Source organism: Mycobacteroides sp. PCS013 (assembly GCF_049532645.1).
Classification (GTDB): Bacteria; Actinomycetota; Actinomycetes; order Mycobacteriales; family Mycobacteriaceae; genus Mycobacterium; species Mycobacterium gwanakae.
Map to the genome: position 1 here is coordinate 1,617,656 of NZ_CP150131.1, position 25,734 is coordinate 1,643,389.

Below are 25,734 nucleotides of genomic sequence, written 5' to 3' on the forward strand. Positions count from 1 at the left end.
ATGTGCATGGCATGTGAATGGGCGCCGCATTTCTCGTCGTTGAGCACGAAGACCACCCGCCGGACGGCGCTGCGCGCTGCGGCCGCGGTGGCGCTCGGGGCGGGCGCCGTCGCCGCATGCTCTACAGGGGCCGATTCGTCGTCCACGTCAGGCAGTGCCAACCCCGACAGTGCCGAGGCGGATTTCGTCTTCCGGAACGGCCGCGTCTACACAGTGTCCGGGCATCAGGAATGGGCCGAAGCGGTTGCCGTGAAGGGCAATACCATCAGACATGTTGGTGATGAGGCGGGCGCGATGGCGATGGTGGGCCCGGGCACCCGCGTCATCGATTTGGACGGCAAGCTGCTCATGCCCGGGTTTGTGGAAGGGCACATTCATCCGTTCTTCGGTGCCTTCCTCAGCAGCGGCGTGAATCTGCAAGTTTCGACCAAACAAGAGGCACTGGCGGCTATTGCCAAATACGCCAAGGAGAATCCGGATGGGCCGATACGCGGATTTGGCTGGCGTATCGACATGTTCGGGCCGGAGGGGCCGACCCGTCAAGAATTGGACAGTGTCCTGCCGGACCGGCCCGGCTTCTTCTTCGCCGTCGATGCGCACAGCATGTGGGCCAACAGTAAAGCCCTGGAAGTCGCTGGCATACATCGAGATACGCCCGACCCGGTCCCAGGCTTCAGCTACTACGCAAAAGATGGCAAGGGCGAGCCGAGCGGCTACATCCTGGAGATCAGCGCGATGCTTGACCTGATCGATGCCATCGAACCGGTTACCGCCGAGAGCATGCAGCGAGCACTTGAGGACTGGCTGCCCCATGCGGCTGCGGCCGGCATCACGTCGGTGTTCGATGCCGGTGTTCCTCCGGTCGGGAGTCAGGCTGCGTTTCTTGGGCTGTACAACGACATTGAGCGCAGGGGCGCGTTACCGTTCCGCGTGGTGGCGTCCTATGTTGTGAAGGCGCCCCCTTTCGATGATGCGGTATCGATGTTCACCCAGACTCGTGACGAGATCGCGAGCGACCTCGTTCAGGTGGGGATGATCAAGATCATGGGCGACGGCACCCAAGGCGGCTACACCGCCTGGCTGCTCGATCCTTATGCGGACAAACCCGATTCGATCGGAACGTCACCGTTCACCGAGCAGCAGTGGGGCCAGCTGGTCGGCCAGATTGATGCCGCGGGTATCGACATGCATGTGCACGCGTGCGGGGAGCGCACGGTACGGGCGGCACTGGATGCGTTTGAGGCGGCGATCGCCAAGAATCCCGCCCGGGACCGCCGGCATACAATCGCGCACCTGATCTATGTCGATGACGCGGACAACGCCCGATTTGCCAAGCTTGGGGTTGGAGCCCAGTTCTCCGCGAACTGGTTCTCCGCCGACCCCGACACCGTGGTCAACCTGGCGGCCCGATATGGCGCGCCCCGCAAGGACAACTTCTACCGGATCCAGGACATACTGCACGCCGGCGGAAGAGTGTCACTGGGAACGGATTGGCCTGCGGCGGGGTACTTCTCCACCTACAAGCCACTCGAATCAATCCAGATCGGTGTGACCCGTCAGCTGATCGGTGACCCGAATGCCGAGGTGCTCAGCCCCACCGACCAGAAGTTGTCGGCGGCGCAGGCGGTGCAGGCCAATACGCTGGGTGCCGCGCACCAGATCCGGATGGAGAACAAGGTCGGCTCGGTGGAGGTCGGCAAGCTTGCCGATCTCATCGTGCTCGACCGCAACATCCTTGAGGGAGACCCACACGACATCCACAAGGCGACGGTCACGATGACGATGATGAACGGCCAGATCCGTCACGAGATCAAGCACTGACCGTCCTACTTGGCCAGTACCACGAGCGGCTTGTCCTTGTCGACGACGTAGGTTGCCAGTTCCGAACCTTCGTCATCACCGACATTGCGAACGGAATGGAAAGTCTCGGCGGGGACGAAAAGGACATCTCCGGCGGTGACGCTCTGTGAACCCTGACCGTCGATGTCGTAGACCAGCGTGCCCTTGAGTACGTAGATGATCTCCTCACCGGGATGCTTGTGGCGGGCAGCCGTGGCTCCCGGCTGAAAATCGACACGTGTCTGTAGTGCCTCGCGGCCCGGGATGCTCAGATCATGGCGCTGTAAGTCAGTGCGGCTCAACGGTTCACGTTCGGACACGGGGGTAGATGACCCGCACGCGGCGGCGAGTGTCACCAGCCCGGCACATGCGCCCATCACGATCGTGCTGCCGATGTTCATGAGGTCAATCCTTCCGGAGAGGCTTGAGTGTGCCGACGCCCGGCGGCGCCGTGTTATCGCGGATGCCATGGTAGATACCGCGTTTGATGATCCAGGGTTGCAGTACGCGGTCGATTGACCATGCGGGGAAGCGGAAGGCGTGACCGGAGGGGGCGAAGACTTCCAGCCCGTCGGGCTGTACGCCGAGAACCGAGCCCCACCGGTACCTGGGTGGGCGGTAGGCACGCAAAGGCCGCCCGGATACTCCGGCGCGAACATTGTGAGCCACCAGCCGGTCGGCTCGATTGCGAGCCGAGGTGCGCAGCGCATCGGTGGCCGCGACGTCTCCGACGGCGAAGACGTCGGGGTAGCCGGGAACCTGCAGTTGTGGTGTCACACGGACAAATCCGTGTTGGTCGAGTATCTCGTCGGGCAGCCAGTCTGTATTGGGTTGGACCCGGCCGATCGCCCACAGCACCGCATCGGAGGAGACCGGCGACTGCCCGGAAATCCATTCAACCGGGTCGCTGGTGATTCGGTCGCCGGTGAATCCGTCGGGGATGAGTGCACGGTGTCCGGGGTGCAGCCCCACGCGGAGGTCGTTGAGCCGCTGCCGAATCCGGTGCCATACTCGCGGCGAGTGCTGTGTGAGTGCACGCTCACCGGGGAAATACAGGTCGACACGCAGGTTGGGCCATGTGATCGCGATGTTGGCCGCGCTGCTCACAGCGGCTGCCCCTCCACCGATGACGGTTACCGTTCCCGCCGCGGCCAGTCGCAGGTGCGCCGCGCGCAGCTCCGCAGCGACCTCGGCATGGGATTGCAGTGTGGGCTGTCGCCAGAAGCCGTTACTGACACCGGTCGAGATGACCAAAGTGTCGTATGGTTCCGCAAGCGATACGCCGTCACTGCTCTGGGCGAAAACCGTTCGGGCGCTGAAGTCGACGCCGGTGAGCCGGGCATGCACGGTACGGACACGGTCCAGTCTGTGGAACCGGTCAAACGGCACCCAGTAGTTCCGTGCCCATTCGTCGGGGCGTGAAAGCCGTACCCCTAACTCTTGGCCACTGACCAACCCGGGTTTGGCGGAGATTCCGGCAACATCGCTGTGGCGGGCGAGCCGGATCGCCGTGAGCAGGCCGCTGTCGCCGAGCCCGGCGATAAGGACCCGCCTGCGGCTCACGCCGATGTCCGTGGAGGGCGGGGCACAAATCGGGATACCCGTGCGATGACATCTCGGTACTCGGGCCGTCGCTGCAGGCTGCGCTGCTCCATCATCGGGATGCTCGAGCCCAGGAACATCCCCAACATGCCCGCGGCGCCGAGGCATAGCCACCACGCATCTGCGGGGGAGACCGCAATACCGAAGAGTGCCAGGGAGAGCCAGAAGCTGAACTCTCCGAAATAGTTTGGATGCCGAGACCATGACCACAGGCCGCGGTCCATCACCTCACCGGGACGACGGTTGCCGGTGAAGCGGTGCATCTGCACGTCGGCGACCAGCTCCAGAGCTACAGCCGCGAGGCCGACCAGACACGCGATCGTCGTCAGCCAGACCAGGTCGCCGCCGGGGCGCGTTACCGCGACATACGCCGGCACCATCCCGAGAAAGACCAGCAGTGTGGGGATGAGATGGATGGCGACCAGATCGGCCAGGAAGCTCCATCGGCCGGCACTGGCGCGCAGCATCGGGTAGCGCCAATCCTCATGGTGCAGACCAGGAAACGAATACACCCAGTTGGCGGTGAGGCGCACAGCCCACAGCGCGATCACCATCGCGATGAGCCAACAACGCAACTCATGTACCCCGGACTGACTCCACCAGTAGACCAGCAGCAGCGGGGGTATCACGCTCCAATAGGCGTCGTAGAAGCTCGAATTGCGGTACAGCCTGCTGAAGACGAATATCACCACCGTGGCCAGCACATCGGCGATCAAAGTGTCCAGCCACATGCGGCCGGTACCTGGACCCCAGATGAGCCAGCTGGCGGCCACGCCCACGGCGATGAGATACGCGATGCCCACGAGCACCAACGATTGCGACTTGCTTCGGACGATGGCCTCAGAGCTCATGCGGGGTGTTGTCCCTTCGCAACAGTGCGACGAGAAAGTCCGAGTCATCGGTGAAGGGCCTCAGGTCCCAGGTGGACAGCAGGAGGTCCGGAGCGAGACCTGCTTCGGCGGCGTCGTCGAGGAATCGGGCGAACTCGTAGTCACGGCCGGCGCCGAAGCCGATCACCGCGCGGCCATCTTCCGCGAGGTGTCCGCGCAGGCGTTTCAACACCTGAACCCGTGTGCTCGGGGCGAGAAACGCCATCACATTGCCCGCTGACACGATGACGTCAAATGGCTCGGCGATACCGGCCGACGGCAGGTCGAGGTCGGCGAGATCGCTGACGATCCACCGTGAACTGGGATGGTCCTGCTCGGCCGCCTCGATGAGCACCGGGTCGACGTCGACGCCGACCACGCAGTGACCGGCGGCCGCCAGAAACCCGCCCACCCGGCCGGAGCCACACCCGGCGTCGAGGACCCGGGCGCCACGAGGAACCATCGCGTCCACAAAGCGAGCTTCGCCCGCCAAATCCGCACCCTCACGCGCCATGGCGCGAAACCGTTCGATGTACCAATGCGAATGGTTCGGATTGGCCGCGACTTTCTGCATCCAGAGGCTCTGCTCAACCATGCAGCCATTGTCGCAAGCGGAGGTAGCGTCGCAGATCAGGGCACGCGAGTACCTCACTCTATGGCCTACCGAGCCGCGAATGCGGTGCTAATCTCATGCTAACCCCGCACGTTATTGCGACGAAGGAGGGGGATGGAAATGCGTTACAGCGCATGTGCCACAGCAGCATTGACGGCGATGCTGATTCTTGCCACGCCGGCTCGGGGTGAGCCCGAGTGTCAGTTCTCGGGAGGTCTGGGCCCTGACGCCGCCTGCACCCAAAGCACCGATGACGATGAGCTCACGACGCCGTGGATGTGGCCGGGCGACGACGGATTCGGGGTCGGGTTTGGTGGACCCGGCTTCGGTTGGCGCTGATCTGGTACTAGACAAGACCTAGATAGCCGAGCACTCCGGCGGCGGCGACCACGATCAACGGATTTGTCTTCGTAAAGACGAAGATCAGGGTGCAGATTCCGGTGACCGTGTAGGCACGCCAGTCGTGATCCGCGGCTCGGCTCATCACCAGGGAGGTCGCCAGGATGAGCCCGACTGTCAGCGGCGCCAAGCCCCTCTCAACGGCGGTGCGCCATTTCGACTTCTGTGCCCGCTGCCAGAATCGCGTTACCGCATACACCAGGGAGGCGGCGGGAAACACCATGCCGACCGTCGCGATGACTCCGCCGAGGATGCCTCCCGCGATGCCACCGACAGGAAGGCCCGCGGCATACCCGACCATCGCCACGATCAGAATGCTGGGGCCCGGTGTGGTCTGGGAGATCGAAAAGATGTCGGCGAATTGCGAATTGGTCAACCAGTGTTCGTCGCGCACTGAGCGCAGGTGCATCTCCGGCAGCACCGCATTACCGCCGCCAATGGACATCAGCGACAGCGATCCGAACAACACCACCAGCTGCCAGTAGGTGTTCACGCGGCCGCCTTTCTGGGCCACGCCCAGAAGAGGGCCAGCGGGGCAAGGAGTGCGAGTGTCGCCAGCAGGGGCCAGCGCATCAGTCCGTTGAGCGCGAAGCTGGCGGCGAACAGGAGCACCGGGATCAGGCTGGTGAGGCACTTCTGTCCGGTCTTGATCACCATCGCAAGGGTGAGCGCTACGGCGGCGGCGGAAGCGCCATGCAGTACGCCTTTGACGGCGGGTACCTCTTTGAAGCGAAAGTAGAAGTACGACACCGTTAACACCAGAACCAGCGGTATCAGGCAGAGCCCGACGACGGCCGCGATGGCGCCCAGTGCACCGCGCATCTTGGTGCCAACGAATACGGCCATGTTGATCTGGTTGGCGCCCGGCAGGATTCGGCACATCGTCATCGCGGACAGGAATTCTTCCTCACCCAGCCACTTCCTCTCGACGACGAGCACCTCGCGCGACCACGCCGACAAACCACCCCCGAACGAGGCCAGCGCTATGTGGTTGAACGTCCACGCCAAGCGAAACAGGGACACCCGTGGCAACGGGGGATCGTTGTCACCGCTACTCATGCATGAGTTCCGGATCGTGTGGGAAGTCGTCCTCATAGTGTTGACGTGAATCCAGCGGATCCGGCGGGTCGTACTGATGGGAGAGATCCCAGTCGGTGTCGAAGACGTCTTTCAGCCGGGCAACCACGGGTGGGTCGGTGATCGTGATCCCAAGTTCACGGCGCAGGTCGAAGGCGCTGCGATCGATGTTCATCGAGCCCACCAGTGCCCGGGTGTCGTCGATGATGAGTAATTTGGCGTGCACCCTCAGGTTCTTCTGCTTGTGCACCTTCACTCCGATGCGACGCAATGTCCGCAGCGATGCGAACGTGTCCAGAATGTCCCATTCACTGATGCCGTGCCTGCCCCCACACAGCACGCGCACCCTGACACCCCGGTCCACTGCCGCGGCAACACGGTCCAAGATGACAGCATCGACATACTTCGGATGTTGAATGTCGAGCCGCTGCTCAGCCGCGTCGATGAACTCCGCCATGTGATAGCGGGAGTTCGCATTGCTCCACAGCAGGCCGTCGAAGAGTGAAGGTACCCAGTCGCGGTGTTCCCAGTCGGCCTCGAACACTTCGACGATCTGTTTGACATGACTGGGCACGACAGTGATGACGCCGTAGTCGCGTGTCCGCGTGAAGTATTTCTCGCATAGGTTGAAGGTGGCCACCAGTGCGGCCTTGCCATCGACGACTATCGATTTCTCGTGCGTCACATAGAATTTCGGACTAGACCAGGCGACGTTCACCCCGGCCGTGGTGAGCCTGTCGAAGGTGTCGTCGTTGGCGCGATCGCCCCCGGATCGCTGCGGGTTGAGCATCACCCGAATGTCGACACCCGCCTGACGTCTCGCGATGACGGCGTCGATCAAGCCTTCCTCGGTGAAGGTGAATTGTTTGATGAGAAGCGATGTTTCTGCGCTCTCAATGAACTGACGAACCGGTTCCAGGCCGTCGTCCGGCTCGACGATGAGGCGAGGCGCGAAGGGGGACACAAGAGCAGAAGCTAGCACCAAGATCGCGCAGTGGTCTGCCATTCACATGAACACTTCGATCCGGCTGGCAACCTCATTGAACCCCAATGCAACTGGTGGCGCCGTTACGGCGTCACCGGCCGTTGCGCCGCGGCCGGTGTGGGGGACCTGCGGAAGATCCGGGTTTTGAGCTCGGTCGCCCGCTTTTCCACCACGAACCAACTCGATGCGGCTACCGGCAAGGTGGCCGCCGTGGCGATGACGAAGAACACGACAGGGTTCAAGCGGACAAGCCAGAAGCTGGCAAGCATCTGTTGGATAGGGAATGCGTAGATGTACACGCCGTACGAAAGATCGTTGCGCAGCCGCGCTCTACGGATCAGGGCACCCGAAACGATGATGGCGTACGCCAGGGGCAGGGCACCGATGACTCGATAGTTCTGGGTAAATCCGGACGCCATGACAATGGCGGCGCTGAGCACGACCAAGGACCAGCGGGCAGGTATCCGGTCCTGGTACTGGTAGAACATCGCGCCCGCGAGGAAGACGACGAAGAACCGGGCCAGCATCTGTGGCCAGCTGAACATCGGCGGGGTGTAGGAGACGTAAGCCGCCCAGACTGTTGCCAAGACGAACAGAGTGGGAATAACCCAACGGCGCTTCAGAAGTCCCAGGAAGCCAAGGACGGAGACCATTACGTCACAGAGCAGAACGAAGAAAAGAGTCCAGATAGATCCGTTCCAGACCCCCGGAAACGGCACATCGGCGGGAGTGCCGTCGATGCCGATGTACGCCACGTTGAGCAGCGCGTTGTTGATGACGTATCCGAGCTCTGCCGACAACGAAATCGGCGTGTTCTGGACCTTGGCCGTGATCGGAGCGATCACGAAGGCGATTACGAGCAGACACACCCATAGCGCGGGGAAAATACGCAAAACGCGTGAGGCCCAATACTCCTTCAGGTATGGGCGACGCATCCACGCGGCAGTGATGAGGAAACCTGAGATGGCAAAGAATCCGTCGGCAAAAATATTACTGAGCAGCCGCACGATCGGCTCGTAGGCAATCTCGCGGCCGGTAAGGGGCCAGGAATGGTAGAAGACCACGCCGATCGCGAGAATGAGACGCCACAGCGTCAGCGCATTGTGCTGTCGATCAAATACCTGCTCAAGCTTCATAAATTCCCCGAGGCGCCGATGCTGTGTGTTTACTTTTGCGAATGAACATACTGCACAATCCCGACTGGCACCCGGCTTACCTGGCGGGATGAATCTTCAGCTCGCAAGTGCTCAAGTTGTTTGCGAATTGTTCCGGCTTCTCTGAGATTGAACGAGCGAATTCCATTGGGTCCCCATCACGCTTTAGCTGCTTGCGTCCACGGCGGTGCACGATGGCCGATAGCAGCGGATATGTCTGTTTAGGCTCACCACGGTGAGGGCAAGCGGCAAGAATCTCGCGGTACGCATTGATTCATTGCTGTCGAGCTATTGCAAAGCAGTATCCGGAGGGGCTGAGACGCATAGGGATGCGTCGCGGCGACCGAATGCGATTCCGTGCGGGTTCCGTGGCAATAACTATTCCTGAAACAGATTTGCTCGGCGAAGCTGCTTCGCATTGCTTATCCGTACGCCGCGGACAGATGGATTTTGGATACGGCTCTTTTGCCGCTTGAGTGGAAGCGGAGTTCAGATAAACGCGTAGCTCAGCTACGGGGCCTCGGGGCCGGGGGAGATCTCGATGGCCACCGATGCCTGCTGACGACGGGTAATCCAGACTCCAAATTCACTCAACGGCCCCAACAGCCAGTACTTCCGATTAACGATCTTGCGGACCCTGCGAGTGTCATCGAAGTCCAGGACGCGCGCGGTGCCCGCCACCACCGGTGCATCGGGGATGAGCTGCCCTCGAATACCGCAGGGCTGCAACGTCACCGCTGGGTTGCGCCGAATACGTCTGATCTTGTACGCCGCGACCTCCGAGAAGAAGTAGAGCTTGCCATCGGCGGGGGCAATCCAGACCGGCGTGGATACCGCCGCACCGTCTTTGCGGTAGCTCGTCAATGACACATAGTTCGCCCGGCCGACCACATCCCAATCCGTCATTCGTTGTCCTCTCATCGGCCAGTCCACCCGATTCTGTCGTAGACGGCGCCCGATCGCACTGGGCGCGTCCGGTCCCGAGCGGTCGGCCGAGGCTTACAGGAGCGTTGGCCGCACTGTGAGGTGGGTTTTTCTTTTCCATAATGTCCACGGAAACGATGGGGAAACACATCCGGGTCACTGTGGTGACATGGCCACTCCAGGGGAGATGGGTACGACGCGTACCGCGTGCTCGTACTGCGGTGTGGGCTGCGGTATCGAGGTCCAGACGAAGCCCGGTCCTGGTGGCCCGGTCATTGCACGGGTATCGGGCGACAAGCTTCACCCGACCAATTTCGGCCGCCTGTGCACCAAAGGGGCCACCCACGCCGAGTTGATGGAGGCGGTCGACGGCCGTCTGAAGACTGCGCTCGTCCGGCCTTCCCGTGGCGCGGAGCTTGTCGAGACGCCCGTGGATGTCGCAGTGACCGAGGCCGGGCAGAGGCTGCGTTCGATACTCGATGAGCACGGGCCCGATGCGATCGCGCTGTACGTATCGGGTCAGATGTCGATCGAAGCGCAGTACCTGGCCAACAAGCTGGCCAAGGGATTCATCCGCACCGTACACATCGAGTCCAATTCACGACTTTGCATGGCCAGCGCCGGGACCGGATACAAACAGTCGCTTGGGGCGGACGGCCCACCGGGTTCCTACACCGACTTCGATAGCGCAGATGTGTTCTTCGTCATCGGCGCAAACATGGCTGATTGTCACCCCATTCTGTTTCTCCGGATGGCCGACCGGTTGAAGGCCGGCGCGAAACTCATCGTCGTGGACCCGAGGCGTACCGCGACCGCCGACAAAGCCGACTTGTTTCTACAGATCAACCCGGGCACCGATCTGGCGCTTCTCAATGGGTTGCTTCACCTTCTGGTGAAGTCCGGCGATATCGACGAGGAGTTCATCGCCGAGCACACCGAGGGCTGGGCGGCGATGCCCGAGTTCCTGGCCGACTATCCGCCCGAGGTGGTAGCCGAGATCACCGGTATCCCCGAAGTCGATATCCGCGCCGCCGCCACCATGATCGGACAGGCCGGCGAGTGGATGACGTGCTGGACCATGGGTTTGAACCAGAGCACGCATGGCACCTGGAACACCAACGCGATTTGCAATCTTCATCTCGCCACCGGTGCGATTTGCCGTACCGGTAGCGGCCCCATGTCACTGACCGGTCAACCCAACGCCATGGGTGGACGGGAGATGGGCTACATGGGTCCGGGCCTGCCCGGCCAGCGATCCGTGGTCAGCGCCGATGACCGAGCGTTTGTGGAACAGGAGTGGAGCCTGGCGCCGCAGACCATCCGAACCGAGGTGGGCCCGGGAACCATCGCGATGTTCGACAGCATGGCGGCGGGCAATATCAAGGCGTGCTGGGTCATCTGCACTAATCCTGTTGCAACAGTGGCGAATCGGGGAACCACGATCACCGGGCTGGAGACCGCGGAACTGGTCATTACCCAGGACACCTACGCGGCCACCGCCACAAACCGCTACGCGGACATCGTCCTGCCTGCCACTTTGTGGGCAGAAGCCGACGCGGTGATGATCAATTCGGAACGCAACCTCACCTTGCTCCAGCAGTCCATCGCCCCGATCGGTGAATCCCGACCCGATTGGCAGTTGATCTGCCAAGTCGCCACCGCGATGGGATTTGGTGAGCAGTTCAGCTATGCGTCCAGTGAGGAAGTGTTCGACGAGATTCGCCGGTTCTGGAATCCGAAGACGGGCTACGACCTTCGAGGAGCCAGCTACGAGCGCCTGCGCGACACTCCGTTGCAGTGGCCGTGTCCTCCAGACGATGCGAACGATCGCCACCCGATTCGCTACCTGAACGACGGCGTCAGCCAAAGTCTTTTCGTCGATGCTGCCGGGCATCAACCGCGGTTGGCGTTCGCGACTCCGTCGCGCCGTGCGGTCTTTCACCCACGCCCGCACATGGATGCGCGCGAGCTGCCCGACGACGACTACCCGTTCATCTTGAACACGGGCCGCCTGCAACATCAATGGCACACCATGACCAAAACGGGGCAGGTGGCCAAGCTCAACAAGCTCAACAGTGACCCCTTCGTCGAAATCCATCCCGAGGACGCCGCCGAAATGGGCATCGCCGACGGACAACCGGTCGAATTGCACTCGCGGCGCGGGCGCGCTGTGCTGCCCGCGCTCGTCACGGACCGTGTGCGGCCAGGCAACTGCTTTGTGCCCTTTCATTGGAACGACGAGCACGGCGAGTACCTCGCTATCAACGCACTCACGAGCGATGCCGTGGACCCCGACTCGCTGCAGCCTGAGCTGAAAGTGTGTGCGGTCAGGATGCGACCCATCGCGGTCGTCCAGCAACCCGATCGACCGGAGGCAACATCCATGCACCCCGTCGCAGAAGCGCTCGGCCTGGCATCGCAGCCCGTGCCCAATCTGGTCGAGAGCGAACAGGTCTACCTGGCTGGGTTTTTCACCACTCTGGAGCGGGGAGGGGAGGGAGTTCCCGTCTTGCCCGCGGGGGCGCCCGTTAGTGATCTGGTCCGGCTCTGGGTCGACGGAGCGTTGGCGGGCATGTACTCCCGCACCGGCGATTCGGCGCCACGGCCGGTCGGCGCACCGCTACCCGCCTCACGGCCGACGCCATTGGTGCTGTGGGCATCCCAGACGGGCAATGCCGAGGACTATGCCACCAACCTTGCGGCACAGCTGAGTTCCACGGGTGCGCCGCCGCGGATCGTCAACATGGATGACTGCGGGATAGCCGATCTCGCCTCCGCCACCGACGTCCTGGTCGTCACGAGCACGTTCGGAGACGGCGGCCCTCCTGATAACGGTGCCGACTTCTGGGACCGCCTGCATGCATCGGATACGCAGTTGACCGGGATCCGTTTTGCGGTCTTGGGAATTGGTGATCGTGCCTACGAGAACTTCTGCGGGCACGCCAAATCCATCGATGAACGATTGGCAAGTCTGGGCGCGGTCCGTTTGATGGACCGGCTCGATTGCGAGATCTACGATGACGAGCCCCTGGCGCAATGGGCACGTCAGGTGACGGATCTGATCACGACCCAGGAGGAGCCGGTCGCCCCGGTGGCGGTCCCGGCCGCAAGCCCCCGACCTTCGAGCACAGGCGCACCCGAACCGTTCACCCGCAACAGTCCCGTCGCGGCCCGTTTGACTCGTAACACTGTGCTGACACCGCGTTCCTCCTCAAAAGAGGTGCGACATTTCGGGTTTGACATCTCCGAGCATGGCGTCGCCTACAGTGTTGGCGATGCACTCGGGGTCTGCCCGACCAACTGCGACAGCGCCGTGGACGCCTGGCTCTCCGGCACGGGGCTGCGTGCCGACGAAATCGTCGAGGTCGACGGTGCAGAACGGACCCTGCGCGATGCGCTCACCTACTCCTACGACATCGGGCGGATAACCCCGAATCTGCTGAGCTTCCTCGCCGACAACACCACCAACACGGCAGCGGCCAAGGACCTCCATGAGGCACGAAAGAACCTTGCATCATGGGTGATTGGCCGCAACGGCGTGGATGCCGTGCAAGAATTTCCCGTCCGAGCCACCGCCGAGCAGTGGCAGGACGTATTGGTGCGGTTGACCCCCCGCTGCTATTCGATTTCCTCCAGCCCGCTGGTCAGCCCGCACGAAGTCCAGTTGACGGTCTCCGTCGTCCGATACCGGGGGACTGGCGGCGCCGAACGAGGGGGCGTGTGCTCGACATTCCTTGCCGACCGCGCCGATCACACGCCGGTTCCCGTGTTTCTGCAGAAGTCCCCGCATTTCCGACCCCCGGAGGAGTCGCGGACTCCGATGATCATGATTGGCCCGGGAACCGGAATCGCACCGTTTCGGGGATTCCTACACGAGCGTCGAGCGCTCGGCCACACCGGCCGTAACTGGCTCTTCTTCGGCGATCAGCATGCTGCCCAACACTTTTACTATCGAGACGACCTGTCCACCATGGCCGATGACGGCTTTCTGTCCAAGCTTGATGTCGCCTTCTCTCGTGACCAGAAGGACAGGGTCTATGTGCAGCACAAGATGATGGACAACGGTGCCGAGCTATGGGCATGGCTGCAGGACGGTGCCCACCTCTACGTATGCGGGGACGCATCCCGGATGGCCAAGGACGTCGACACCGCTCTGACTTCAATCATTGAAAAACATGGGCGGCTCTCGGCCGAGGGTGCTCACGATTACAAGCGCGAACTGGTCGCCAGTAAGCGGTATCTGCGAGACGTCTACTAGACGCGACTTGACATATCGCACCGAGAATCGGAGGTATACAGCACTTCTCACCGTGACGATACAGACGGCGGAGAGAACCTTGTCATCCCGACGACAAGTGAGAGCCGGTCAATGAAACACCGGATTTGTACGGTGCTCAGATCGCCTCGCGCTGCCGCCAAAGTTGAAGGAGCCACCGTTGACGTACGTGAAACCGCCCGAGCTGGCCCAAGCGCTTATCGATGCCGGCGAGTCGAAGATCTTCATGTCGACCCGGGACACGCTGATTCGTGCGTACATGGCCGGTGCGATGCTCACACTCGCCGCTGCCTTCGCGGTCAAAGTGACCGTCGACACCGGGTCTCCGATTCTGGGCGCGGCACTGTTCCCGGTTGGTTTCTGTCTGCTGTATCTCCTGGGCTACGACCTGCTGACCGGGGTGTTCGTGCTGGCGCCGTTGGCCTACCTTGCCAGGCGGCCGGGCGTGACAACCGTTGGGGTTCTGCGGAACTGGGGGCTGGTGTTTCTGGGGAACTTCGCGGGGGCGTTGACGGTCGCGGTACTCATGGCGGTGTACATCACGTACGGCTTCGATGTGTCGATCAATGATGCGGGCAATCAGTTCGCCGCGTATGGACAAAAACTCGCGCACATAGGATCCGACCGCACGCTCGGGTACGCCGATCACGGCGTCGCCGGATGGCTCACCGTTTTCGTCCGGGGCATGCTGTGCAACTGGATGGTCTCCACGGGTGTGGTGGGCGCGCTGCTGGCCAAGGACGTCGTCGGCAAGGTTCTGGTGATGTGGATGCCGATCATGCTGTTCTTCGCGATGGGATTCGAGCATTCCGTGGTGAACATGTTCCTGTTTCCGATCGGCATTCTGCTGGGCGCCGATTTCACCTGGGCCGACTACTTCTTGTGGAACGAATTTCCCACCGCGCTAGGCAATTTGGTCGGCGGGCTGTTCTTCACCGGCGTAATGATCTATCTGACGCACTATCGCACGGCGCCGAAGCGCAACGCTCCGTCGACCACACAGGGCAGCGCGGTAGCGAACGCGTAATCCCGTCTATACGAGCACTTTGGCGGCGTTGCGTTCGGCGCGTTTGGCCTGGCGCTCCAGGTACTTGGCTTTGACTTCTTCGAAGTCTTCGGAGGTCTTCCTGAGATCGCCGACGATGCGGGCCAGGTCCTCGCGGTACCACTCGGCTTCGCCGTTGATGTCGTCACGCTCGAAGATGCGCCACTTGCGCAGCACCGGCAGCACCACCTCATCGAGGTGGGACTGCGGGTCGTAGACACCGCCGGTGGCGATGGTGACCGCGTTACGGCGGAAGCCGGGAATCGTGTAACCGGGCATCGTGAAGTTGTCGAGCACCTTGTGGACAGCCTTGACCGCTTGGTTCGGGGCGATCTCCAGGCCGGCGGTCACCATGTTGCGGTAGAAGATCATGTGCAGGTTCTCATCGGTGGAGATGCGCTTGAGCAGCTCATCGGCGATGGGCTCGGCGCAGGCCTTGCCGGTGTTGCGGTGCGAGACACGGGTGGCCAGCTCCTGGAACGTCACGTACACCACCGAGTCGAACAGGCTCTCGGAGAACGGTATGTTCTGGCGGTTCTGGCCGGGGGAGAACCCGCTGGTCATCTGTGCGATGCGCAGCTTCTCGAGTTCGATCGGGTCCACCGAGCGAGTCACCACGAGGTAATCACGGATGGCGATTCCGTGGCGATTCTCCTCAGCGGTCCACCGGTTCACCCAGGTACCCCAGGGTCCGTCCATGGTGAAGTTCATGGCGATCTCGCGGTGATACGAGGGCAGGTTGTCCTCGGTCAGCAGGTTGGTGATCATGGCGATCTTGGCGAGTTCGGAGAGCTTGGACTGCTCAGGATCCCAGTCCTGGCCGCCTAGGGCCTTGTAGTTTTTGCCCTCTGACCAGGGGACGTAGTCATGCGGGTTCCAGTCCTTGGTGACGCCGAGGTGGCGATGGACATTCTCCTCGACCACGGGCTCAAGCTCATGGAGCAGCTCCAGGTCGGTGAAAGCCTTCTGCATGGATACGTCCTCATAGTGGGGGCCAGACAGAAACCGCAACTAGCAGTACCCGTATCCAGCAGTTACAGAAATCTAGCATGTCTTGACGGCCCGCAGGTATGTTCAGCGATTACTCGTCTAATTGAGAGCATTCCGTGACCGTCTCACCGCGTGCGGCGGACCGTCATGCGCATTCGCCGACGGCATTGGTCGATTGTCAATTCGATTCATCGAAAGGCGTTGAGCGCCAAATATTTGCAAGTCGCCACCTCCGCATCCATCAAAAGGGGAGTAGTGTCCGTGACGTAACTATCGCCGTGGCATGTCCTAGCGCCGACTGGTTTGGCTCATACGGATTCCGTTTGTTTGAGTCCCGCTGAGCAACAAGGAAGTACGCATGACACAGGCTGAGTACCCCGGCCCTCCCATTCGCTTCACGCTCGGTCCACGTAAGACCGGCAGGATGAACGGGGCATGGTGGCCGCAGGACGACGGATTCATCGCGCGGGAACTCTCCCCGTTGGTGGAAGAGCTGTCCGGGCACATCGGCGGGGTCAGCGAGGTGTCACTGAACTGGAAGGCGGGGTCACCTCGATCGAGCATGCGGTCGGCGGTCATGCCTCCGTCGCTCACCAACCGTCCGTTCCATTGGGTGGTCACGCTTCGGGGTGAGCATCGGACGGTGCGGATTCTCATGGTGCCGGCTCGTACGAACAGGAGTCTGGCGCGATTGATCATGCGTCTGGCGGCGCAGATGCCTCTGCTCGATTCTCCTAAGGAGGACGAAGTCTCCGCGGCGCTCCGGATCATCATGGCCGCCTAGTGAGCGACGTTGAGCTCGGCGAGCAGATGGCGGACCCGTTGTTCGATGTCGTCCCGGATCGGGCGCACCACTTCCAGCGGCTGACCTGCGGGGTCGGGTAGCTCCCAGTTTTCGTAACGTTTCCCGGGGAAGTACGGGCAGGTGTCACCGCAGCCCATGGTGACGACGACGTCGGCTCCTCGCACGATCTCTTCGGTCCACGGTTTCGGGTACTCGCCGGTGATATCGATGCCGAGCTCGGCCATGACTGCGACTGCGGCGGGGTTGATTTCCTTTCCGGGCTCTGAGCCGCCCGACCAGGCAACCGCCCGGTCGCCGGCTAGATGCGTGAAGAATCCAAGTGCCATCTGAGAGCGGCCCGCGTTGTGCGTGCACAGAAAGAGCGCAGTGGGCTTGACTTGGGTCATTGGGTCACCTTCTGGCCTACGGTGCCGATCGAATCCGGTTGAGGGGCATGCACAATGCGGCGTCGCAGCGCCAAGGACACGTATACGAGGGCGACCAGCACGGGCACTTCGATCAGGGGGCCGACGACACCGGCCAGGGCCTGGCCGGAGGCGGCGCCCCAGGTGGCGATCGCGACAGCTATGGCCAGTTCGAAGTTGTTGCCGGCGGCGGTGAACGCGAGCGTGGTGGTGCGTGGGTAGCCCAGCCTCAGGGCAGCGCCGAGCAGGTATCCGCCGCCCCACATGATTGCGAAGTAGGCGAGTAGCGGCACCGCGATACGTGCAACATCCCAAGGCCGAGAAGATATCTGAGCGCCTTGGAGCGCGAACAAGATCACGATGGTGAACAGCAGTCCCCATAGCGCCCAGGGGCCGATGATCGGCAGGAATCGGGTTTCGTACCAGGTGCGTCCCTTGGCCTGTTCGCCGATACGGCGGGAGAAGTATCCGGCCGCGAATGGGATCCCCAGGAACAGGAGTACAGATTTGGCTATCTGCCACGGGGAGGTGGCGATGACGGTTTGCGGCAGATGCAGCCAACCGGGCAGGACGGATAGATAGAACCAACCCAGGACCGCGAACATGAGCACCTGAAAGATCGAATTCAGGGCGACGAGCACGGCCGCCGCATCCCGATCACCGCACGCAAGGTCGTTCCAGATGATCACCATGGCGATGCACCGCGCCAGTCCGACGACGATCAGCCCGGTGCGATACTCGGGCAGATCCGGTAGTAGTAGCCAGGCGAGCGCGAACATCAACGCCGGGCCGAGCGCCCAGTTCAAGACCAGCGAGCCGATGAGCAGCTTGCGGTCGGCGGTGACGGCACCGAGGCGGTCATAGCGCACCTTGGCCAATACCGGGTACATCATGATGAGCAGCCCGACCGCGATAGGCAGCGAGATCCCTTCGACCTGAACTCTTTCCAGCACACTATTCAGCCCGGGGATCCAGCGACCCAGCAGCAACCCGGCCGCCATCGCGAGTCCGATCCACACCGGCAGAAACCGGTCCAGCATCGACAATCTCGGTGCAGCGGGTGTAGTCACTCGGGATGCCCGCAGGTGCGGTCGCTGTCTTCGGCGAGGAGTTCTGGACTGGTGCCGAATGTTTCCGAATCCGCCAAAACCGTGTAGATTTCCCACTTTTCACGATCAGGTGCGGTGACCCAGACCTTGTCTTGTGTCGCGAAACAACACGTGGTGCCGATCTCTTCCTCGGTGAACATGCCTGCATCGGTCAATCGGCCGATCTCGGCGTGGACCTGCTCGCTGGATTCGACCTGTACTCCGAGGTGGTTGATCGTGCCGCCGTGGCCCGGGTTCTCCAACAACACCAGCTTCAGCGGTGGGGAATCGATCGCAAAGTTGGCATATCCGGGCTTACGTTTGGCCGGTTGTACGCCAAAAAGCTTTGAATAGAAGTCGATTGACGCATCGAGGTCGTCGACGTTGAGAGCCAGCTGTACGCGGGACACCGGTTCACCTCCGGAACTAATGAGACATTCATCGAACCTATCGGATGTGCCCAGTGTGCCATGTCTTTGACATATGTCAAAGAATTCGGGATGCTGGAACCATGCCCAAGGCTCTTCCCGTGGTAGATACCACCGCTCCTGTGTGCTGCGCACCGGTGGCGGCCGGTCCGATGAGCGACGAACAGGCCCTGGAGGTCGCGCTGCGGCTCAAGGCGCTCGCCGATCCGGTACGGGTCAAGATCATGTCCCAGCTCTTTGGCGCGCCCACGGGCGAGATCATCAGCGGTGACCTCGCGGGCATCCTCGGACTCACCGAGTCAACCGTCAGTCACCACATGAATCAGTTGCGAAAGGCGGGGCTGGTGGAATCGGACCGCCGCGGAATGAACGTCTATCACCGGCCGGTTCCAGATGCGCTGACCGCGTTGTGCACGGTCCTGGATCCCAGCTGCTGCCAATAGAATCGACCGATGTCGACGACAGCCCGCAGTGACAGTGCTCGTTCATGCTGATCGGTATTGCGGCGGCCGTGCTGGCCTGCCTGGGATACGGAACCGCGTCCGTCCTGCAGGGATACGGTGCCCGCCAATCCGCGGCGAACGTTCACGGGCGCTCCGATAACGGTGCACCGTCACTGAGTTCGACAATTGCCGCGATGCTGACGCCGGCATTCATCGCCGGGATGGTTCTCGATCTCGTCGGGTTCGCGGGCACCCTGGTGTCGGCGCGGTTGATTCCACTGTTTCTCTCCCAAACGATCATGAGTGCGAACCTGGCGGTCACCGCGGTGCTCGGCATCGCCGTACTGGGTGTGCGGCTGCAACGACGGGACTGGCTCGCCATCTCGGCCGTATTGCTGTCGCTATGCGTGCTGGCGTTGACCGCCGGTCCTCGTGGGGAGGATTCCGCGACGCCATCGGTTCACTGGGGTGTGCTGGTCGCATCGGTGGCAGTGCTGCTCACCGGCCTGGGCCTCATTCGCCTCTTGGGCTCACGCGCGGCGATCCCGGCGGGGTTGTTGGCCGGGATTCTTTATGGCGCAATGTCTGTCGCGGTCAGAGTGCTTGACGGGCTCGATCCGCTACGGGTGAAGGTCCTGCTGTCCGATCCCGCTGCCTACGCGGTGATCCTTGCGGGGGTGGGCGGCTTCTACCTGTTTACCGTGGCGCTGCAAGTGGGTTCGGTGAACGGTGCGGCCGCGGCATTGGTGGTCGGGGAGACGGTCGTACCCGGTGTGACCGGTGTACTGCTGTTGGGCGACGGCGCGCGCCCGGGATTGGGCTGGCTTGTTGCCCTGGCGTTCGTGGTTGCGGTCGTCTCGGCGGTGAGTGTGGCCGCGTTCGGCGCCGTCGAGAACACGCAGTCGACGGCACCGGAGCCGGCGCGCTAAATCAGTTTGATGCGTTGAGAATCTTGATCGCGAAGACGAGTGTGTCTCCCGGACGGATACCGGCGCTGGGTTGCCCGGACGGATAGCCGTCGGCGGGGACCATCGCGACGGCGACAGTCGAGCCGACATGTTGCCCCGCGATGGCCTTCTTGAATCCCGGTACCACTCCATTAAGCGGGAACTGGGCTGGTGTGCCACGCGTGTAGGCGCTGTCGAACACGGAGCCGTCACGTCCGTTGACGCCCATGTAGCAGACCGACACTGTGGCCAGATCTCCGACGATCGGTCCGGATCCAGCCTGGAGTGTGTGCACCTGGGTCTCGGCCACGCTGAATGGGGCGGTCACGTTGACGCTCGGCGCCGCGGTGTCGGTGGAGCCGGAGACGGCGACATTCCCGGTGCTTCCCGCCAGCGTCCACTCAGGTGTGCCAGTGTTCTGCGGCGCTGCCGTGGGGCATCCGCTGGTCGTGGCGGGCGGGTCGGCGGGTGCTGACTTGGCCTCCGTATCGGAGCCGCACGCAACCAGCGTCACAACGAATGAGGCGGCGCAGGCGGCAAGTGCGACGGACGGGTACACGCGCGAGGAGTTCACGGTCGCCACGCTAACAGCTGCGCGGTGACCGCCTACGAGTGCCGAGTCGATGGCGCCCAAGCAGCGCGAGGGGAGGCGGCACTGCCCGGGTATCGGCACGCCTCGACGAACTCGCTCAATCGTGCTTTCCTCCGTCGGTCGGCGAGTAACTTTCAGATTGGAGCTGCCGAGTCAACTGCCGATACGAGGTGGATGATGACGGATGTCGATTACTGCATCGTCGGTGCGGGTTTTGCCGGACTGGTCGCCGCACTGCGCCTGAAACAGGCGGGACGCTCGATCGCGCTGCTGGAAGCCCGTGACCGGGTCGGTGGGCGCACATTCACCGAGGTGTTACCCGATGGGACGTGGGTCGATCGAGGTGGCGCCTGGATTGGCCCGGGCCAGGACCGAATCTATGCGTTGATGAGCGAGTTCGGTGTAGCCGAGTACAAGCAGTACACCGGTGGTGACGCGATGATGATCGTCGACGGCACGACGCATCGCTATCGCGGAACCATTCCGTGGAGCATGAGCCCATGGGCCATCGCGAACCTTGGCGCCGGCCTGCTCGAGGTCATCCAGATGTGCAAGTCGATTCCGCTGGAAACACCGTGGAGTGCCAAGAGAGCCGCACAGTGGGATCGAATAAGTGTTGGCCACTGGCTTGGCACCCGCATCAAGTCCAGGAAAGCCCGAGAGATGCTCGAGATGGCGCTAGCCGGCACGTACACGTCGGCAGCGTCGGAGACATCGATGTTGTGGATGCTGACCCAGATGGCCTCGGGGGGCGGCCCAGTCTTCGTGATTTCGGCCAAGGACGGCTCGCAGGATGCCCGACCGGTGGGCGGGATGGGCGCGATCTACCGCCCGATCGCCACTGAACTCACTGAGGCACTGCGTCTTTCGCAGCCGGTACGAAGCATTGCGCAAGATGCGGGCGGGGTAACGGTTCGTGCCGACCACCTGACGGTACGGGCGCGCCGGGTCATCGTGGCCGTACCGTTGGCGATCGCCGGACAGATCGCCTATGAGCCGATGCTGAGCGCGGACCGCGGCCTGCTGCACCAACGGATGCCCGGCGGCGCGGTTATGAAAATCTCGGTCGTCTATGACGAACCGTTCTGGCGCGGGGACGGGCTATGCGGACAATCCGCCGCACCGGGCACTCCCGCGACGTTGACGATCGACGCCTGCACCGATACCGGAACGCCCGGCATCATGTGTGTCATTACCGCAGGACCGGCCGCGCGTGCTCTTGGGCGCCTCGACGAATCCGCGCGCAGGGCGATCGTCATCAGGGAACTCGTCGACCGGTTCGGGCCCAAAGCCGCGTCACCGCAGGGCTATCACGAGCAGAACTGGACCACCGAGAGGTATTCCGGTGGAGGAATGATCAGTCATGCGCCAACCGGGGTGATGACGGAGTTCGGGTCCGCGCTGCGTCAGCCGTGTGGCCGCATCCACTGGGCCGGAACCGAGAGTTCTGCGGTCATGCTGGGGTGGGTCGACGGCGCCATTCGCTCAGGCGAGCGCGCCGCGGCCGAGGCGATGTCCGCGGAGGGCGTATCGCGCTAGCCGGGGCTACTCGTAAACTGCTGCCATGAAATGGTTCTCACGGAGGCGCAGCGAAGACCGCGAGCCCGTTCCGCTCAGCGCTGAGGCCGCCTCTGTGGTTGACCAGCTCGTTGATCACCATCACGATCGCGAGTGGCCCACGGCGATCGGCTGGCATCTGCCTGACGAAGAGCCGCCCTGGGAGGCGCTGCACGAGCTGCGTAGTACGGGTTACTGCGAGGTCGAGCGGGACGGTGACGAGGTCGAGGTGGATTTCACCGAGCTTGGGCGCCGCACCTTCACGTGAGACTTTGGGTGGCCTCGCTAGGGGACAATCTCGTCGAGCGCCGCACGGGCGCTGAGTCGGCAGGCGAGATAGCTTGGGCTGCAAGTAGAAAGGCTGGCCGCCTAGGATTCCTGGACGGCCAGCCGGGCGCATCTTTCGAGCGCTGTGAGAACCTTAGGCGGTCTGCACTGAGACAGCCTGGGGGCCGCGATCGCCGGCTTCTTCTTCGAAGCTGACGCGATCGTTCTCGTTGAGGCTGCGGAAGCCGCCCTTGTCGAGGATGGCCGAGAAATGAACGAACAGGTCCTTATTACCGTTGTCCGGGGTGATGAATCCGAATCCCTTTTCGGCGTTGAACCACTTCACGGTGCCTTGAGCCATGCGATTACTCTCCTGAGTGTCTAATTGCGGGGTCGACATTCGACCCTGGGTCTTGCGGAGGTACGCGAAATCAAAGCAACCGGCAAAAGTCACGGAGATTGGGTATGTGTCCGCCGCGGAAAATCTTCGCGAGCGTGTCACTAAGAAAATCAACCGTTTTGACCATATCAGAGGTTCGGCCCGATAACCAATGGCCGACAGTAGTTCGGTGCAGCAGCACATGAATTGGCAACTGGATTCGGAACCTCGGGGAGTGGAGCGATTCGCCCAAACTGCTTGATGCCGAACGGAGCTCGACGCTACGCTGAACGCCGAGACTCTAAGCCGAACCGGGAGAAGCGACGCCGATGAGCCGCTACTGGCAGTCGTATTGGTACCAGGTGATGTGCACCGAAGACCGGAACCCTGGCTGGAAGCCGCTCCACTCCGGTCCGCTCCATCAGGTGCCGAACAAGTCCCTGGTGACCGGCACCCTCGCCGACTGGGTTGTCCCCGTTCTTGAGGACGCGGCGGACGAGATCGACTGGATCTCAGGGGAGATCCGGATCGACTGCTACACCGACGCCGTGCTGGCGCCCGGCACCCTGCCATTCTTCTGTAGCGATACCCGTGACGTGCCCCGTATCAGCTATTACCGGCCCAACTTCGAGCCTAATCAGTGATGTCGCAACGGTCTCAGTTGGGCAAAGGTACTGCGTCTTACCCGCGATGCGGGGGCTTATCGCCGCCGCGTGGCTTTAGTGTTGGCTGTTATGGCGGGACTTGTCGGCTACGTGAAGCGCTGGCGCACAGCCCTTCACGTAGCCGTGTCGGCATCGGTACTTGCCGGCCTCGGACTCCCCATTGCGCCGGTAGCTCATGCGGCGGCGGCCACGGCGACGTTGTCGGTGACATCGACGTGGCAGACCGGTTTCATCGCTAGTTTCACGATCACCAACTTGAGCACGGTTCCGCTCTCCGATTGGCGGCTTGAGTTCGACCTGCCGATCGGAGAGTCCATCCGACACACGTGGAGTAGCACTGTGACGCAATCTGGTACGCACTACGTGCTGAGTCCCGCGAACTGGAACCGCATCATCGCGCCGGGAGGTTCGGCCACCGGCGGTCTACGGGGAGTGCTGAGCGGTTCCTACACGCCACCGTTGAACTGTGTGCTCAACGGGCAAGTTCCGTGCAGCTAGAGGCTGCGGTGCGCAGAAACCAACCAGGCCGGTAACTGAGCGCGTCCGTCGGAGCCGATCGTCACACCGCGATACTCGAAGCCCTCGGGCAACTGGCTGGGAACATTCACCCAGGCTCGTGCGCGCCGGATCTCGTCGATGACCAAGTGCCGCCCCACGATGCTGTGCAGCTGCTGTTCGGTGAAAGGCCGGGGCCCGAATCCGGCATCCGGCGGAAAGGCCTCGGTCGCAAAAACAAGTGCAAAGAACTTACCGCCGGGCCTGAGCGCTCGCGCCAGTGATCGCACATAGTTTTCTCTGAGCTCATCGGGTAGGCAGTGAAATACAAGGCCATCAATGACGGTATTGAAATAATTGTGGTAGCCGGTATCTGCGGTCAGATCAGCTGTATTGAAAATAGCATCCAATCCAAGCTGGGCGGCAGCTCTCTGCGCTTTGTCTATCGCACTGCCAGATAGATCGAGACCCACGACTTGGTACCCATGACCGGCCAGCTTCAGCGAGGTCAACCCCACCCCGCATCCAGAATCGAGGATCGGGCTCTCAAATCGTCCTTGCCGGTGTAGAGCTGCTATTTCGGGTTGCATCTCGCCGATATTCCAACCCGGATCGCCAGGCGCATAAACCGCTTCGCCCCTGTACAACTCGTCCCAGTCCACGGCATTCACATCAAATGTTGGCATATTGCCGATATTAGGTGCGATGTCCATGGGTGGCAACAAATTGTTTTGCGCAAGCTGGCCATTTTTCAAAGGGTAAATTACTCCACGTTCCTGAATAGAGGCTAGACGAAACTTGTCAGTCTGCTGAAAATCGATAACAAATTGGAAACGTATTACGCGGTATTTACGGGACGGTTTAGAAAGATCGCACGTGGATAGAGGGGGATCGTGGCGGCACTGCTAATGGTGAGCGGAGGCGACGAGACGTTCCGCCAGCTGAGCACTCGCCGGTCCGAGTTGAGATTGTTCGGCCGACGCGAGGTAGATCTTCCACGTGATGGCGGGGCGTACGGTGAGCGCACGCAAGTGCGAGAACTGTGTGGCCTCGCTGGCGGGCATGAAGATGGTGCCGAGCCCATGTTGGACCAGGCTCGCTGCGATCGAATACTCAAGGGCGACTTCATGCGGCGTGAACGCGGTGACGCCCGCAGCGGTAAAGGCGTCGTCGACCAAGCGTCGCAGGCCGAACTGGCTGGGAAAGCCGATGAGGTGTTCGTCGACTAGTTCGGTGATGCCGACGTGGCTTCGCTCGGCGAGTCGATGATCGGGTCGGCAGACAAACATCATGGGCTCTGCACAGAGGAGCCGCATCTGAATACCGGCCGGAAACCGCTCAGGTGCCGAGACCAGGGCCAGGTCGAGGGTCCCGTCGGCGATGGCCGACAAGTATGCGCTCGATCCGGTTTGGCTCTGCCGCAAGCGGATTTGAACCAGTGGATAGTCGCGGTGAAATTGCCCCAGCACCGCGGGTACGTCCAGCGGTCCAAAGGAGATGAGTGCGCCGAGATCGACCCTGCCGGTCAGCGCGCCACGGAAATCGCCGACGGAATCTTTGGCATGCCGGGCGGTCTGGATGACGCGAATGGCATGCGTGCGGAACAACTCTCCGGCCGGGGTCAACCGGATCTGCTGCCGCGTGCGGTCGAACAGTTCCACCCCGAGTTCCTTCTCCAACTTGCTCACCGACGTAGAGAGCGCGGACTGGACAACATGGGCACGCTGGACCGCGCGGGAGAAGCTCATCTCGCTGGCAACGGCGACGAAATGCTCCAACTGCCGAAGTTCCATCCGCCACCTCATCTATTTGGTAGATGAAATCTATCAAATAGATGCGTTGGACTAGATGACTTGCGTCGACTGTGATGGAGAGAGACACAGAGGAAAGG

At 62.1% G+C, this 25,734-nt stretch carries 27 protein-coding genes and 1 pseudogene; 11 read left to right on the forward strand and 17 right to left on the reverse strand.

Annotated elements, in window-relative coordinates:
* Entirely contained in the window at positions 1 to 1,821 is a 1,821-nt protein-coding gene (locus tag RHO23_RS07845) for an amidohydrolase (RefSeq protein WP_423488891.1), read from the forward strand.
* Between the two features lie 5 nt (positions 1,822 to 1,826).
* On the opposite strand, the gene RHO23_RS07850 is transcribed toward RHO23_RS07845, so the two are convergent.
* From RHO23_RS07850 to RHO23_RS07865, 4 genes are read right to left on the reverse strand one after another with little or no spacing between them, the layout of a single operon-like run.
* On the reverse strand, positions 1,827 to 2,240 hold the full coding sequence (locus RHO23_RS07850; protein ID WP_423488892.1) for a cupin domain-containing protein: 414 nt from the start codon (positions 2,238 to 2,240) through the stop codon (positions 1,827 to 1,829).
* Positions 2,241 to 2,244: 4 nt separating this feature from the next.
* Entirely contained in the window at positions 2,245 to 3,402 is a 1,158-nt protein-coding gene (locus tag RHO23_RS07855; RefSeq protein ID WP_423488893.1) for an FAD-dependent oxidoreductase, read from the reverse strand.
* A complete protein-coding gene (locus RHO23_RS07860) occupies positions 3,399 to 4,292 on the reverse strand; it encodes a DUF1295 domain-containing protein (RefSeq protein WP_423488894.1) in 894 nt (297 codons plus the stop codon). Before RHO23_RS07860 ends, RHO23_RS07855 begins: the two co-directional genes overlap by 4 nt.
* A complete protein-coding gene (locus RHO23_RS07865) occupies positions 4,282 to 4,905 on the reverse strand; it encodes a class I SAM-dependent methyltransferase (RefSeq protein ID WP_264922301.1) in 624 nt (207 codons plus the stop codon). Before RHO23_RS07865 ends, RHO23_RS07860 begins: the two co-directional genes overlap by 11 nt.
* A gap of 138 nt (positions 4,906 to 5,043) precedes the next feature.
* Here RHO23_RS07865 and RHO23_RS07870 point away from each other — a divergent pair, with 138 nt between their 5' ends.
* On the forward strand, positions 5,044 to 5,262 hold the full coding sequence (locus RHO23_RS07870) for a hypothetical protein (RefSeq protein WP_423488895.1): 219 nt from the start codon (positions 5,044 to 5,046) through the stop codon (positions 5,260 to 5,262).
* Positions 5,263 to 5,269: 7 nt separating this feature from the next.
* Here RHO23_RS07870 and RHO23_RS07875 read toward each other — a convergent pair whose 3' ends face one another.
* From RHO23_RS07875 to RHO23_RS07895, 5 genes are all read right to left on the reverse strand, one after another.
* Positions 5,270 to 5,815, reverse strand: a complete 546-nt coding sequence (locus RHO23_RS07875; RefSeq protein WP_264922302.1) for a chromate transporter — start codon at positions 5,813 to 5,815, stop codon at positions 5,270 to 5,272.
* A complete protein-coding gene (locus RHO23_RS07880; RefSeq protein WP_030097830.1) occupies positions 5,812 to 6,381 on the reverse strand; it encodes a chromate transporter in 570 nt (189 codons plus the stop codon). The genes RHO23_RS07875 and RHO23_RS07880 overlap by 4 nt, the downstream gene beginning before the upstream one ends.
* Positions 6,374 to 7,363, reverse strand: a complete 990-nt coding sequence (locus RHO23_RS07885) for a phospholipase D-like domain-containing protein (protein WP_264922303.1) — start codon at positions 7,361 to 7,363, stop codon at positions 6,374 to 6,376. The genes RHO23_RS07880 and RHO23_RS07885 overlap by 8 nt, the downstream gene beginning before the upstream one ends.
* Before the next feature lie 104 nt (positions 7,364 to 7,467).
* Positions 7,468 to 8,520 carry an acyltransferase family protein gene (locus tag RHO23_RS07890; protein ID WP_057966358.1) on the reverse strand — a complete coding sequence of 351 codons (1,053 nt, stop codon included), beginning with the start codon at positions 8,518 to 8,520 and terminating at the stop codon, positions 7,468 to 7,470.
* A gap of 528 nt (positions 8,521 to 9,048) precedes the next feature.
* Positions 9,049 to 9,444 carry a PPOX class F420-dependent oxidoreductase gene (locus tag RHO23_RS07895; RefSeq protein WP_264922304.1) on the reverse strand — a complete coding sequence of 132 codons (396 nt, stop codon included), beginning with the start codon at positions 9,442 to 9,444 and terminating at the stop codon, positions 9,049 to 9,051.
* Positions 9,445 to 9,631: 187 nt separating this feature from the next.
* Here RHO23_RS07895 and RHO23_RS07900 point away from each other — a divergent pair, with 187 nt between their 5' ends.
* Positions 9,632 to 13,720 carry a molybdopterin-dependent oxidoreductase gene (locus tag RHO23_RS07900; protein ID WP_423488896.1) on the forward strand — a complete coding sequence of 1,363 codons (4,089 nt, stop codon included), beginning with the start codon at positions 9,632 to 9,634 and terminating at the stop codon, positions 13,718 to 13,720.
* A 178-nt stretch (positions 13,721 to 13,898) separates the two neighbouring features.
* The gene (locus RHO23_RS07905; RefSeq protein ID WP_096501496.1) at positions 13,899 to 14,765 is read left to right on the forward strand and encodes a formate/nitrite transporter family protein; all 867 of its coding nucleotides are present in this window, start codon (positions 13,899 to 13,901) and stop codon (positions 14,763 to 14,765) included.
* 6 nt (positions 14,766 to 14,771) lie between these two features.
* Here RHO23_RS07905 and RHO23_RS07910 read toward each other — a convergent pair whose 3' ends face one another.
* Complete coding sequence (locus tag RHO23_RS07910; RefSeq protein ID WP_030097824.1) at positions 14,772 to 15,755, reverse strand: acyl-ACP desaturase; 984 nt, start codon at positions 15,753 to 15,755, stop codon at positions 14,772 to 14,774.
* 442 nt (positions 15,756 to 16,197) lie between these two features.
* Between RHO23_RS07910 and RHO23_RS07915 the strand changes: the two genes are divergently transcribed.
* The gene (locus tag RHO23_RS07915; RefSeq protein WP_064410305.1) at positions 16,198 to 16,557 is read left to right on the forward strand and encodes a DUF5994 family protein; all 360 of its coding nucleotides are present in this window, start codon (positions 16,198 to 16,200) and stop codon (positions 16,555 to 16,557) included.
* Here the strand turns inward: RHO23_RS07915 and RHO23_RS07920 are convergent.
* The 3 genes and pseudogenes from RHO23_RS07920 to RHO23_RS07930 all read right to left on the reverse strand — a co-directional run.
* Positions 16,554 to 16,952, reverse strand: a pseudogene (locus RHO23_RS07920) (arsenate reductase ArsC); the annotation flags it as partial. The gene RHO23_RS07915 and the pseudogene RHO23_RS07920 sit on opposite strands and share 4 nt — an antisense overlap.
* A gap of 8 nt (positions 16,953 to 16,960) precedes the next feature.
* Positions 16,961 to 18,022, reverse strand: a complete 1,062-nt coding sequence (gene arsB, locus RHO23_RS07925; protein WP_423489193.1) for an ACR3 family arsenite efflux transporter — start codon at positions 18,020 to 18,022, stop codon at positions 16,961 to 16,963.
* A 26-nt stretch (positions 18,023 to 18,048) separates the two neighbouring features.
* Positions 18,049 to 18,480: an ArsI/CadI family heavy metal resistance metalloenzyme gene (locus RHO23_RS07930; RefSeq protein ID WP_423488897.1), complete on the reverse strand. Its 432-nt coding sequence runs from the start codon at positions 18,478 to 18,480 to the stop codon at positions 18,049 to 18,051.
* A gap of 101 nt (positions 18,481 to 18,581) precedes the next feature.
* Between RHO23_RS07930 and RHO23_RS07935 the strand changes: the two genes are divergently transcribed.
* Both RHO23_RS07935 and RHO23_RS07940 read left to right on the forward strand, forming a co-directional pair.
* A complete protein-coding gene (locus tag RHO23_RS07935; protein ID WP_030097820.1) occupies positions 18,582 to 18,941 on the forward strand; it encodes an Rv2640c family ArsR-like transcriptional regulator in 360 nt (119 codons plus the stop codon).
* A 44-nt stretch (positions 18,942 to 18,985) separates the two neighbouring features.
* On the forward strand, positions 18,986 to 19,870 hold the full coding sequence (locus tag RHO23_RS07940) for a hypothetical protein (RefSeq protein ID WP_070940998.1): 885 nt from the start codon (positions 18,986 to 18,988) through the stop codon (positions 19,868 to 19,870).
* A 1-nt stretch (position 19,871) separates the two neighbouring features.
* On the opposite strand, the gene RHO23_RS07945 is transcribed toward RHO23_RS07940, so the two are convergent.
* On the reverse strand, positions 19,872 to 20,402 hold the full coding sequence (locus RHO23_RS07945) for an FKBP-type peptidyl-prolyl cis-trans isomerase (RefSeq protein ID WP_217340912.1): 531 nt from the start codon (positions 20,400 to 20,402) through the stop codon (positions 19,872 to 19,874).
* Between the two features lie 255 nt (positions 20,403 to 20,657).
* Between RHO23_RS07945 and RHO23_RS07950 the strand changes: the two genes are divergently transcribed.
* Together RHO23_RS07950 and RHO23_RS07955 are read left to right on the forward strand one after the other, a co-directional pair.
* A complete protein-coding gene (locus RHO23_RS07950) occupies positions 20,658 to 22,019 on the forward strand; it encodes a flavin monoamine oxidase family protein (protein WP_423488898.1) in 1,362 nt (453 codons plus the stop codon).
* A gap of 94 nt (positions 22,020 to 22,113) precedes the next feature.
* Positions 22,114 to 22,305, forward strand: a complete 192-nt coding sequence (locus tag RHO23_RS07955; protein WP_046255779.1) for a hypothetical protein — start codon at positions 22,114 to 22,116, stop codon at positions 22,303 to 22,305.
* A gap of 153 nt (positions 22,306 to 22,458) precedes the next feature.
* On the opposite strand, the gene RHO23_RS07960 is transcribed toward RHO23_RS07955, so the two are convergent.
* Positions 22,459 to 22,665, reverse strand: coding sequence for a cold-shock protein (locus tag RHO23_RS07960; RefSeq protein ID WP_423488899.1), 207 nt, complete (start codon positions 22,663 to 22,665; stop codon positions 22,459 to 22,461).
* A gap of 347 nt (positions 22,666 to 23,012) precedes the next feature.
* On the opposite strand from RHO23_RS07960, the gene RHO23_RS07965 reads away from it, so the two are divergent.
* Together RHO23_RS07965 and RHO23_RS07970 are read left to right on the forward strand one after the other, a co-directional pair.
* Entirely contained in the window at positions 23,013 to 23,327 is a 315-nt protein-coding gene (locus RHO23_RS07965) for a hypothetical protein (protein ID WP_423488900.1), read from the forward strand.
* Between the two features lie 90 nt (positions 23,328 to 23,417).
* Entirely contained in the window at positions 23,418 to 23,846 is a 429-nt protein-coding gene (locus RHO23_RS07970; protein ID WP_423488901.1) for a cellulose-binding domain-containing protein, read from the forward strand.
* Here RHO23_RS07970 and RHO23_RS07975 read toward each other — a convergent pair.
* Complete coding sequence (locus RHO23_RS07975) at positions 23,843 to 24,529, reverse strand: class I SAM-dependent methyltransferase (RefSeq protein ID WP_423489194.1); 687 nt, start codon at positions 24,527 to 24,529, stop codon at positions 23,843 to 23,845. The genes RHO23_RS07970 and RHO23_RS07975 overlap by 4 nt on opposite strands.
* A 219-nt stretch (positions 24,530 to 24,748) precedes the next feature.
* Entirely contained in the window at positions 24,749 to 25,636 is an 888-nt protein-coding gene (locus RHO23_RS07980; protein WP_423488902.1) for a LysR substrate-binding domain-containing protein, read from the reverse strand.
* Positions 25,637 to 25,734: the final 98 nt, after the last annotated feature.

Coding starts and splice junctions, on each gene's coding strand:
- RHO23_RS07845 (WP_423488891.1), top strand. CDS start 1: ATGTGCATGGCATGTGAATGGGCGCCGCATTTCTCGTCGTTGAGCACG.
- RHO23_RS07850 (WP_423488892.1), bottom strand. CDS start 2,240: ATGAACATCGGCAGCACGATCGTGATGGGCGCATGTGCCGGGCTGGTG.
- RHO23_RS07860 (WP_423488894.1), bottom strand. CDS start 4,292: ATGAGCTCTGAGGCCATCGTCCGAAGCAAGTCGCAATCGTTGGTGCTC.
- RHO23_RS07865 (WP_264922301.1), bottom strand. CDS start 4,905: ATGGTTGAGCAGAGCCTCTGGATGCAGAAAGTCGCGGCCAATCCGAAC.
- RHO23_RS07870 (WP_423488895.1), top strand. CDS start 5,044: ATGCGTTACAGCGCATGTGCCACAGCAGCATTGACGGCGATGCTGATT.
- RHO23_RS07880 (WP_030097830.1), bottom strand. CDS start 6,381: ATGAGTAGCGGTGACAACGATCCCCCGTTGCCACGGGTGTCCCTGTTT.
- RHO23_RS07890 (WP_057966358.1), bottom strand. CDS start 8,520: ATGAAGCTTGAGCAGGTATTTGATCGACAGCACAATGCGCTGACGCTG.
- RHO23_RS07895 (WP_264922304.1), bottom strand. CDS start 9,444: ATGACGGATTGGGATGTGGTCGGCCGGGCGAACTATGTGTCATTGACG.
- RHO23_RS07900 (WP_423488896.1), top strand. CDS start 9,632: ATGGCCACTCCAGGGGAGATGGGTACGACGCGTACCGCGTGCTCGTAC.
- RHO23_RS07910 (WP_030097824.1), bottom strand. CDS start 15,755: ATGCAGAAGGCTTTCACCGACCTGGAGCTGCTCCATGAGCTTGAGCCC.
- RHO23_RS07915 (WP_064410305.1), top strand. CDS start 16,198: ATGAACGGGGCATGGTGGCCGCAGGACGACGGATTCATCGCGCGGGAA.
- arsB (WP_423489193.1), bottom strand. CDS start 18,022: ATGCTGGACCGGTTTCTGCCGGTGTGGATCGGACTCGCGATGGCGGCC.
- RHO23_RS07935 (WP_030097820.1), top strand. CDS start 18,582: ATGCCCAAGGCTCTTCCCGTGGTAGATACCACCGCTCCTGTGTGCTGC.
- RHO23_RS07940 (WP_070940998.1), top strand. CDS start 18,986: ATGCTGATCGGTATTGCGGCGGCCGTGCTGGCCTGCCTGGGATACGGA.
- RHO23_RS07950 (WP_423488898.1), top strand. CDS start 20,658: ATGACGGATGTCGATTACTGCATCGTCGGTGCGGGTTTTGCCGGACTG.
- RHO23_RS07960 (WP_423488899.1), bottom strand. CDS start 22,665: ATGGCTCAAGGCACCGTGAAGTGGTTCAACGCCGAAAAGGGATTCGGA.
- RHO23_RS07965 (WP_423488900.1), top strand. CDS start 23,013: ATGAGCCGCTACTGGCAGTCGTATTGGTACCAGGTGATGTGCACCGAA.
- RHO23_RS07970 (WP_423488901.1), top strand. CDS start 23,418: ATGGCGGGACTTGTCGGCTACGTGAAGCGCTGGCGCACAGCCCTTCAC.
- RHO23_RS07975 (WP_423489194.1), bottom strand. CDS start 24,529: ATGCCAACATTTGATGTGAATGCCGTGGACTGGGACGAGTTGTACAGG.
- RHO23_RS07980 (WP_423488902.1), bottom strand. CDS start 25,636: ATGGAACTTCGGCAGTTGGAGCATTTCGTCGCCGTTGCCAGCGAGATG.